Annotated in this window: 8 protein-coding genes and 1 pseudogene; all 9 read left to right on the forward strand. The window is 42.1% G+C overall.

What is annotated here, in order from left to right; all coding sequences use genetic code 11:
- A partial coding sequence (locus D9K81_RS17695) for a phage portal protein family protein (protein ID WP_121523984.1) occupies positions 1–898 on the forward strand: 898 nt, incomplete at its 5' end.
- Between the two features lie 3 nt (positions 899–901).
- The gene (locus D9K81_RS17700) at positions 902–2098 is read left to right on the forward strand and encodes a phage head morphogenesis protein (protein ID WP_120376102.1); all 1197 of its coding nucleotides are present in this window, start codon (positions 902–904) and stop codon (positions 2096–2098) included.
- Between the two features lie 80 nt (positions 2099–2178).
- Entirely contained in the window at positions 2179–2904 is a 726-nt protein-coding gene (locus D9K81_RS17705) for a hypothetical protein (protein ID WP_147395932.1), read from the forward strand.
- A 43-nt stretch (positions 2905–2947) separates the two neighbouring features.
- Positions 2948–3916: a hypothetical protein gene (locus D9K81_RS17710; RefSeq protein WP_120376104.1), complete on the forward strand. Its 969-nt coding sequence runs from the start codon at positions 2948–2950 to the stop codon at positions 3914–3916.
- A gap of 2 nt (positions 3917–3918) precedes the next feature.
- Positions 3919–4302 (forward strand): hypothetical protein, encoded by a 384-nt coding sequence (locus D9K81_RS17715; protein WP_120376105.1) that lies wholly within the window; start codon positions 3919–3921, stop codon positions 4300–4302.
- 3 nt (positions 4303–4305) lie between these two features.
- Complete coding sequence (locus D9K81_RS17720; RefSeq protein WP_120376106.1) at positions 4306–5382, forward strand: major capsid protein; 1077 nt, start codon at positions 4306–4308, stop codon at positions 5380–5382.
- 10 nt (positions 5383–5392) lie between these two features.
- Positions 5393–5749 carry a hypothetical protein gene (locus tag D9K81_RS17725; protein ID WP_120376107.1) on the forward strand — a complete coding sequence of 119 codons (357 nt, stop codon included), beginning with the start codon at positions 5393–5395 and terminating at the stop codon, positions 5747–5749.
- An 8-nt stretch (positions 5750–5757) separates the two neighbouring features.
- Entirely contained in the window at positions 5758–6213 is a 456-nt protein-coding gene (locus tag D9K81_RS17730; protein WP_120376108.1) for a gp436 family protein, read from the forward strand.
- Between the two features lie 8 nt (positions 6214–6221).
- Positions 6222–6473, forward strand: a pseudogene (locus D9K81_RS18620) (phage virion morphogenesis protein); the annotation flags it as partial.

Here is a 6473-nt window from a genome sequence, read left to right on the forward strand (position 1 = left end):
GTATTGGATGTTTTTCTTTAAACAGAATGGTTTTAAATTCTGGGCAAAGTTCTTAGAGCGGTTTGGCACTCCGATTCTTTTGGGTAAATGCAAAGATACTGAAACTGCAGATATGAACGAGGCACTTTTGAATGCTCATGCACAAAGTGTTTTATCTATTGATACGGAAGATGACGTAACGCTCTTGTCTGCGTCTGGTTCAAGTGGAACGGCTGGTGCAGCGTTTGAAACATTCAATCGGACAATTGCTCAACAAATTCAGAAAATTATCTTAGGTCAAACATTGACTAGTGGTACCGATGGGCAAGGCAGTTATGCACTTGGCCAAGTCCATGAGAATGTGCGCGCAGACAAGCTTAAATCTGATATGCGTTTGGTCACGCCTACATTGCAGGCGGTGGTTGATGCGTTATGCGCGTTAAACAATTGGGCCGAACATAAAATCGTATTGGGCGAAGAAGCCAAGGTGCTAAATACTGAGCAGGCTGAACGCGATACACGATTGAAAAATGCCGGTGCAAATTTCTCTGATGCATACTTCATTCGTGAATATGGACTGCAGGAAGGTGATTTAAAACCAGCTGAGCAAGGTATGTTTTCTAATGCTCAATTCTCAGCAATTCCAAACAAGGCATTTGCATTTGCTACCGGCACTAAAAAGCTTTCTGCAGAACAGCAAGAGGTTGAGGAGCTAACGAATGGTCAAGGTGAATTACAACTATTGGAGTCAGATCAAGTAAAGGCGTTGGTATTCAAATCAGATGGCCCTGAAAGCCTAGCTTATAACTTAATGCAATTAATACCAGGTGCAACTCAGACTCAATTTACAGCCAATCTAGATCAAGCGTTATATGCTGCGGATGTATTGGGATATGTGACAGCTCAAAATGGGAAGTAAGTTATGCAACCAGTCACGTTTCTCGAAGCGCTACAGTATGCACATGACAAGAAGATCGTGCTACCTGATGAGTTTTACTCGATGGATCTTAAAACTCGGCAGATGGCGACTACGGTTAGTTTTTTGTCGAGTCTAGAGCAAGTCGAGACGGTGATTAAGTCACTGAATAAAACCTTGGCCAACGGTGGCACCTTTAAGGACTTTCGGGAGCTTGTAGCTGAATCTGAAATCATTTTGCCAAAGCACTATCTTGATAATGTTTTTCGCACCAATATACAAAGTGCATATAGCCATGGACGCTGGCAACAACAACAGCGGAATAAAGATAAACATCAATATCTGATGTATTCGGCGATCGATGATAGTCGCGTACGTCCTGCACATTTGGCATTGAATCGAATTATATTGCCGATTGATCATCCATTTTGGCTAACGCATTACCCGCCATTAGGCTTTCGTTGCAGATGTACCGTAATAGCACTCACTGAGGCACAGGCGCTTAAATACGGCATTACACCAGATGATAAGTTGCCTGAGGTTGCCGAGGCTTTGGATTGGAGTTCACATCCATTGCAGTTTGGTGAGCTGGAATCTCTGGTGGATCAGAAGATTTCTAAGTCAGTACTGGATAAGGAATACCTACTGGAACAAAAGGAAGTCATTAAGGCGGAATGGACTGCATCTAAAAAGCTGACCAGCCTTTTAGCCCCAATGAGTGATTCTAGCCGTGATCTATTTAATACGGTGGCCAATACAGTGATTCCGTTAGATCCAACCATTAGGCCAAGTGCGATTAAAACGTTGTTGGATTATGTGCAGGGCAACGATGTGGCACTGACAGGCTACTTAAACCAGCCAGCCATAAGCTTGGCTGAGGATGTTCTTAAGCGCTGGGTGAAGGAAGATATGGCAAAGATTCACGCCGTATCAGCTAACACGGCTGAAGTTATCACAGGATCCGCTACGTTGGCTTATGCTACTTCGCTTGAGGTTGGGAAGGTGGTGACGCTAGATGCACCGATGTTATTGGCTGGCCAGTCGAATGTGATGATTCAGATTGAAAATGCTAAAGGTTTAGGAATTGATTTTGAAAAGTTGAACATGGACCAGGGCTTCCTAATACCAATAGGTTTGTCATTTGAGGTGGTTTCGATGGAGATGTTTGAGGGGCAGATGATTTATAAGCTCAGAATAATTTGATATATTTAAAAAATATTGCCATAAATCTTAACATGGCGAATAAATAATAATAAATAAATAGTAATAGGGGTAAAATGGTTATGAAAAATATATTATGTATCAGCTTATTAGTTATGTTTTCATTGACTGGTTGTTCATCAATGGGGACTCAGAACTTAGTTGCGCTTAAAACAAATATCGATGAATTTCCTGATAATCCACTAGCGCAAGCAGTTCCTGTAGCAATGCCATATAAAATGGACTACGTGCGAGTGTATGATGAATCTATTAAGGCTTTTGCGGAAGTTCCAATTGATAGTCTTACTCGAGAACAAATTAGAAAATTACTCTCAAATACTTCTACGAAAATAACTATTGAGAAAAAAGATGTGGATGGTTCTTTTAATTATATTGCGCTGGGATCAAACCTCCAGAAAGGGGAATATAAAATAACTTATGACTTCACAAATTCTTTTAATCAAATTTTTGAGGTTAAAGATGGAGTTAAAACGACTGGCGAATTTGGTGTTGGCGTTAGGTTGATTGCAGAAATTAAGACAAGCTCAAAATCAGTAAATGTGAATGGGTTGATACCTTTGGTTATAAGCGCTAAGGATAAACAACTTACTGGTTCAATAAAATATAATACTTATGGTATTAAGCATCCAAAAATTCCTACAACAGCGCCAGCTACTTTAAATTTATCTGAAGATTCCATACAGAGAGTATTTGAGGCAGTAGCGGCTGCGAGGGTGTTAGTTGAGCTGGACGAAACGACGTTACAGCCAAATTTATTATCCTATGTCCCCATTTTATTCAAGAAATAGAAACCTAACCGCCTTCGGGCGGTTTTTTTATGGAGCATGAAAAATGCCAGATCCAAATGAAGAGCGGCTTAAGTACTTATTTAATGCTCCTGCAATTGAAGTGCCAAAAGCCGAAGAAGGGCAAAAGCGGAAATTTAAAGGCACTGCGTATGCTGGTGGTCGTGTAGATGGTCACTGGTACTGGGGACGTTCAGGTGTGGTTTTCGATCTTGATGGTATTGAGATTGATCAGCCTGCTGCTTTACTTGAAGAGCACTTTAGCTCAAGTCGAATTGGTGTAGTTCAAGCCGTAGATACCAATGGGAAGATTGACGTTTCAGGTGATTTCCTTACCAACCCAAAGGCGACTGAAATAGTTCAAGACTCTGACGATGGTTTTCCTTTCCAAATGTCGATGATGATCGATCCAGGATCAATTGAAGAAGTTTCCCAAGGTAAGACAGTCATTGTAAATGGCCAATCATTCGAAGGGCCAATCACCGTATTTCGACAAAACCGTATTCGTGAATTCACAATTTGTTCCACTGGCGCTGATCGCAATACATCAATTAAAGCCTTTTCGGGCAAAGCCAATCCAAATCCAACCAAAGAGGACACTGACGTGACCGAATTAGAACAAGCTAAAGAAGCTCAAGTGAAAGCCGAGCAAGAACGTGATGCAGCACAATCAGAACTTAAAAAGTTCAAAGCTGATAAGCGTGAAAGTGACATTAAAGCACTGGAAACATCTTTGAATAAGCAATTTAGTGCTGAAGAAAAGAAATCCTATACCGATATGGAAGACAACACATTTGCATTCATGTCCCAGCAATTAACGCAATTCTCAGCAGGTAATCAGCCACCAGCTGGACAGCAACAACAAACGCACCCGGCACCAAATGTAAATCCTGCCTTTGCACATTTATTCACTCATCAAGCGAATGGTGGGCAACAAGTGAATGGCGGTCAGCAAGGTACGGCTTTAGACCAAGCCTTTAGCCAATTTGCTGCGGCGCAACAAGGAGCAAAATAGTAATGAGCACAATTACTCAAACAATCACTACTACACAACTTGTAGTTGGTGATGGTGTTCGTACAGAGAATGCCAAAGTAAAGACAGCCACTGCATATAAGCGTGGAGATTTACTTAAGGTCGGAACAAACAATGTAGCTGATCATCCAATTGTCACTGAAGGTGCAGTAGGTGATTGGAATGCAATTGCAAATACCGATATGACCGCAGAGCAGGCAACCTATCATGCAACCAATGGTCTAGAAATGCCGATCTATGTGCAAGGTGCATTTGATATTGCTGTCGTCACTGTAAAAGGCATGCCACTCACCGAAGCGCAGTATGATGCCGTACGCGCCCAGGCCTTAATTAACAAAATTGAACTTCGTAAAGTCGTGGGGAACTAATACATGAGTCAGTCATTTACATTTCAAAATGCACCAGTAGAGCTGTTGGATGTGCCACAGCTAGTATTGCTCACTGATACTACACAAAAGGTGGATACATGGTTGATGGATCGCTTCTTTCCACAGCGTGTCTCTTATACTAAAAAAGAGGTACCAGTAGGTGAATTAAACACAGCAACACCATTGGCGCCGTTTGTTACACCAACTACTGCGGGTCGCCAAATTAAGGTTGGTGAATCTGGCAATGTGAAATTCGTTAAGCCTGCATACCTTAAGCCCATGATGACAGTCATGCCTAGTGATGTGCAAAATACTGCCTTAATTACTCAACTACGTAAATTTGGTGTTATTGCAACAGGTTCAAACCGTTTAAGTGATGCAGATCTTTTGCTTATTGACCAAGCGCAAAAGGCCTTATATCTGCGTCAGTCTATTGAAAATCGAAAACTGCTGATTGCCCGTGATGTATTGCTTTACGGTAAAACAACGTTTGCTTCTGCAGATTTCCCAATGTATGAAGTGAATTATGAGCGTAATCCAGCATGTACGTTTGCGCCATTAATCAAATGGGGGCAAGCTGGTGCAACGCCAGTCAAAGATATTCAATCCATGATTGATTTATCTGTAGAACATTCAGGTACATCACCGAATATGGCTCTGACCACATCAAAGGTCTATAACACGTTGATTAAAGATCCAGAGTTTAAAGAAAAGTTTATTGCGCCGTATGCGGGTATTAGTGTTCCTTTAACTCCAACATTCGATCAAATGGATAAACCTCAATTCCGTGGCACGATTGATAATATTGAAATCTGGACATACGATGTTCAGCACAGTATTGGTGGTGGCACTCCAGAGCGTTTTATTCCTGAAGATTTCTTTGGCCTGATTTCAGATGCCAATGGTTGGATCGCGCACTGTGCTATTCAAAACGTAGAGGCTTTTGGCCAAGCTTTAGAATTCTATTTGAGCCAATGGCAAGAAAAGAACCCATCAAGTATTCAAATGTTAGCTGAATCGTCGCCATTGGCTATTCCTAACAATAAAAATGGCCTGGTTGGCGGTCGTGGGTTTGTATAAGGAAAATATCATGACAAAGTACATTGCGAAGCAGTCGCTTGGGCATTTCCGTCCAGGACAAGAAATCACAGGGCTTGAAGCTAAACAACTTCAGGCCCTTTTAGCATCTGGGGCTGTTGAAGAATATCAAGAGCCTCAGGAACCTAAGGCTGATGGTGCTGATGCCAAGCTTTCTAGTCTTATTGCCGAAGTGGCTGAGCTAAAGGCAAATGAGGTAATCCTCATTGCTGGTAAAGAACAAGCTGATAAAGATGTTGCTGAGCTGAAAGCAAAAGTTGAAGCCTTAGAAAAATCCTTGGCTTCATCTGAGACTGCTTTGAAAAAGGCCACTGCAGAAGCCAAGAAAGCGGCGTCAACTGATAAGTAAGGTGATTTATGTACGCGACTGAAGTGGATTTAAAAACACGGTTTGGTGCACAGGTGATTGATGATCTTAAGTTGGGGCGTGAAGGTGAGGCAGATCCTGTCGATATTGTGCAAGTAGCGTTACAGGATGCGGAAGAAGAAATTAACGGTTACATCGGTAGCCGTTATCTTTTACCACTTGCAAATGTACCCTCCAACTTAAAACGTATAGCGTGCGATATTGCACGTTATCGTCTTTACACTGAAGATCCTCTGGAGCACATCACCAAGCTTTATGACGATGCGATTGCTTTCTTAAAACGTGTCCAAGACAAGAAAGCGGATCTACAAATCATCGATGAACAGAGTAAAGAAATTATCGACGATGCACCTAAAAAGAAGCCATCTACTATGCCAATTGGCACGACTTACACGGGTGGTGTATTTGGTGATGCCGTCCTAAATATGATGCCTAGCATCAAGTGAGGTGATGGGTGGTAGGTGCAGCTATTGAAATCCGTGCTGATGGTGAGTCAGCTGTCGCTAAAGCTCTAAGTTTTTATGCTGACGTTGATAAAAGTCAGTTGAGGCTTTATGAACTTATGGGTGCAAAACTTGTCGATAATCTCCGTAGACGCTGGGAGGTTGGAGAGGGCCTTTACGGGAAGTGGCCATTATCAGTCAGAGTAATGCGCCAAGGCGGGACAACACTCCGTGATACATCGCGTTTAATGAATTCTATTACC

Source organism: Acinetobacter chengduensis (genome assembly GCF_003664645.1).
Classification (GTDB): domain Bacteria; phylum Pseudomonadota; class Gammaproteobacteria; order Pseudomonadales; family Moraxellaceae; genus Acinetobacter; species Acinetobacter chengduensis.

What these genes read in the sequence shown, in the direction of transcription:
- D9K81_RS17725 (WP_120376107.1), top strand. Translation starts at nt 5,393, where the DNA reads ATGACAAAGTACATTGCGAAGCAGTCGCTTGGGCATTTCCGTCCAGGA.
- D9K81_RS17715 (WP_120376105.1), top strand. Translation starts at nt 3,919, where the DNA reads ATGAGCACAATTACTCAAACAATCACTACTACACAACTTGTAGTTGGT.
- D9K81_RS17710 (WP_120376104.1), top strand. Translation starts at nt 2,948, where the DNA reads ATGCCAGATCCAAATGAAGAGCGGCTTAAGTACTTATTTAATGCTCCT.
- D9K81_RS17720 (WP_120376106.1), top strand. Translation starts at nt 4,306, where the DNA reads ATGAGTCAGTCATTTACATTTCAAAATGCACCAGTAGAGCTGTTGGAT.
- D9K81_RS17705 (WP_147395932.1), top strand. Translation starts at nt 2,179, where the DNA reads ATGAAAAATATATTATGTATCAGCTTATTAGTTATGTTTTCATTGACT.
- D9K81_RS17730 (WP_120376108.1), top strand. Translation starts at nt 5,758, where the DNA reads ATGTACGCGACTGAAGTGGATTTAAAAACACGGTTTGGTGCACAGGTG.
- D9K81_RS17700 (WP_120376102.1), top strand. Translation starts at nt 902, where the DNA reads ATGCAACCAGTCACGTTTCTCGAAGCGCTACAGTATGCACATGACAAG.